Raw genomic sequence first — 2779 nt, 5'->3', positions numbered from 1 at the left:
GTAGCACATCTTTTACACCCGTTGTCCGCCCGTGTTCCCCTCTAATGTAAAACGGGCGCCCCCGGGGGGCGCCCCGCCAGGGCGGGCCGCGCCCATGCGACCTGCCGGCCGAACCACGGCCCGCCCTGGCGGCGCAGCGGGCGCACTTGCCCGGTGAAATCGGCCTCCGGCGGGGGCCTCACGACTCCGGGATGACAGGTCTGCATCGGCTGGCCTATTGGTCGGTGGTCGGGTGCGTCTTCCCGTCTGCCGCTCAGCCCAGTCAGGACCTATCAGGAGCCACCAGAGGGGCCAAGATCGTTCGTCCAGTGGGCGCTACATCTTGGCCCCTCTGGCGTCTCCTGATCGCGCTACGTGTGGGCTGAACGGCAGACGGGAAGACGGCGAGGTACCTGGCTGGCAGCTATCGCGAAGGTAGGGCCAGAATGGGCGCCACTTGCTAGTCCATCTGGAGGAACGATCAGTCATGGCCGTCGAGTTGCTGAGTGGACCCGGGAAGTCACCAGATGAGAACGGCCGACCTTTTGGTCTCCAACTTGGGGACAAAGAGGGATACGACCACGCTCACGTCATCCGGATGCGTTGTCCTGAGTGTCGCCTGACCACCCGTCTGGAGACGCTTGAGAAGGAGGGGCAGGACTACGCGGTCGAGCTCCGGGACGGGACAAAGGCCGGGCTTGGCGTTCGCCATTGCCCAAACGAGGCCTGCGCTCAGCTCATCTTCGTGGCTTACGACCGCCAGGAGGAAGGTCCAGGTGCGCTCTTTTTCACCGCGCCCGCCGAGGCCTTGGACTTCGACACAACAAACCTGCCGTCTGCTGTCGAAGCGGCGATGGCCGAGGCCGCCGTGTGCTTCTCCAGCGGCTGCTACACGGCCGCAGCGATCATGATCCGCAAGACCCTTGAGGAGGTCTGCGCCGATCGACAGGCGGAGGGTGGCAACCTCAAGCAGCGCATCGAGGCGCTGAGCAAGATCGTGATACTTCCGGTAGATCTGGTTGCTGGACTGGATGCACTCCGACTGCTCGGGAACGATGCTGCGCACATCGAATCCAAGACGTTCAGTGAGATCGGTAGGCCGGAGGTTCAACTGTCGTTTGATGTGGTCAAGGAAATCCTGAAGGGCGTGTACCAGTACAGTGCCCTGATCGCTAGCTTGAACGAGCTGAAGAAGAACCAGCCGTGACTTGGGAATGGCGTGCCCTCCGCGTGCCCTAGTGAGAACGCGGCAGTGGGCTCGGGTGGTCGCTCACGGGGAGGAACCGGCCGAGCCCAGGTTCAGTGTCTGACCGCTCAGAGCAGCGGGAGGGCCTGATCCGCCTTTGCAAGGCAGCTCAGGGTTCGAGTCCCCTTGTCTCCACCCCAAGAGTGCTCCGCGTCCCTGCGGGATCGAGCAAGCTCGACACTTGATGCGCGTCGCGTTGAGCTGGGTTTGCAGCTATCAGGGAGGACGGGACAGGTGTGGAGGAGCTAGCGCAGGGAGTCTCTGGCGACGGTCACGAATTCATCAAGCATCTGTTGATGGATATCGGCGAATCCATTCACGCGCTCCACGTCCGCCCGTACCGACCGCTGGCCGGCGATGTGCTTGGTCGTGAGAGCCTTCATCGGTATGTGCTGATCCGCTAGGTGCGTCGCGAGCTTGTTTGATGCTGCCCGCACACGATCCTCATCGAATACCAGATCAGCAGCTCGGAGTGCCCGACGGTATCGAGTGGTGCTGGTTAGATGCTCTTTCCATTCGTCAAGTTCCAAGACGTCCGCCGTAGATGTGCCCGATGCGAGGATCACCGCGGCTACCTGTAGCCCTGTGCACCAGTCTCTGCCGGCATCCACGATCTCGACTGCGTGCGCACGTTGAGCCGAGCGCCGCTCGCGATCGTGGGCGACATTGGTTTTACGGTTGTCGAACCAGCCGGTTAGCAAGACGCCGCCGACGCCACCAGCGAGCGTCACAGCGCTTCCGAGGAGTCCGGAGAGCAGGTCAGCGTTCATCGTGAGTACATCCTCCTACAGGCAATCCGGCGTGCAACATCCGTGCAACTACGGATGGTCGCTGAGGGGGATTCACTGGCACTGGCGCTCGGCCCAGATGGGCCGGATTCGCGCTTGGAGATGGTGGTCAGGGGCGGTCTCGAACCGCCGACCTTCCGCTTTTCAGGAGGGCTGGCGGAACGGCGTCAGTCCAGCATCTTGCGGACCTTGCGATCAGTAATCTTCTTCGCTACACACGCCGAGCTGATCATCGCGCTCAGGTCGAATAGCAAGCGAGCCCGGTTCCCGTCCAGCAGGTACTCCCCGGTTCGGTTCGCCTCCGAGATGTAGTACTGAAGTACCAACGAAAAGACCAGAACGAACACCACCCACGAAATCCAAGCCGGGTCGACTGCGCCACCAGTTGCCGTCGGTAATGGGTCAGACTCATGTTCAGCCAGAACTGCTTCGACGAAGGCGGCATCCGGGGCGGCCTCGGTCACCGCGGTCAGGAGGCTTTGGAGTGCAGGTGTTGCCGCGATTGCTTGGGCCAACTGGGCCGCCCCCGGACGACGAACGTTCCCTATGCCAGTCGGCATGACCGGACCGATCGACTTCGCGAGTTGCGCGACCTTCGCCGGCTGATCCAGGTTCGTCGCCTTGGCCAGTTCAGCGATGTAGGAAGCAGAAGCAGTCCGAGGTCCGAGGCGGAGGTTGATGCTGGTGGTGTCGGGTCGGGTGGGGCCGATGGCTTTGGCCAGCTCGGCGATCTGGGTGGGGGAGCGGTAGCCCATGGCGTCGGCGA

3 protein-coding genes are annotated in these 2779 nt (G+C 62.8%); 1 reads left to right on the top strand and 2 read right to left on the bottom strand.

The genetic code is table 11. The features are described from left to right. The first annotated feature begins 466 nt into the window (after positions 1–466). A complete protein-coding gene (locus ACIA12_RS11965) occupies positions 467–1186 on the top strand; it encodes a DUF4145 domain-containing protein (protein WP_396366924.1) in 720 nt (239 codons plus the stop codon). Positions 1187–1470: 284 nt separating this feature from the next. Here the strand turns inward: ACIA12_RS11965 and ACIA12_RS11960 are convergent, their stop codons facing one another. Both ACIA12_RS11960 and ACIA12_RS11955 read right to left on the bottom strand, forming a co-directional pair. Beyond that, complete coding sequence (locus ACIA12_RS11960; protein WP_396366923.1) at positions 1471–1995, bottom strand: hypothetical protein; 525 nt, start codon at positions 1993–1995, stop codon at positions 1471–1473. Between the two features lie 185 nt (positions 1996–2180). Next, positions 2181–2779: hypothetical protein (locus ACIA12_RS11955; RefSeq protein ID WP_396366922.1), on the bottom strand; the 599-nt coding region annotated here is incomplete at its 5' end.

Source organism: Kribbella sp. NPDC051620 (genome assembly GCF_044453825.1).
Taxonomy (GTDB): Bacteria; Actinomycetota; Actinomycetes; order Propionibacteriales; family Kribbellaceae; genus Kribbella.
The sequence above is the reverse complement of the archived record's forward strand: the minus strand, read 5'-3'. Positions and strand labels throughout refer to the sequence as shown.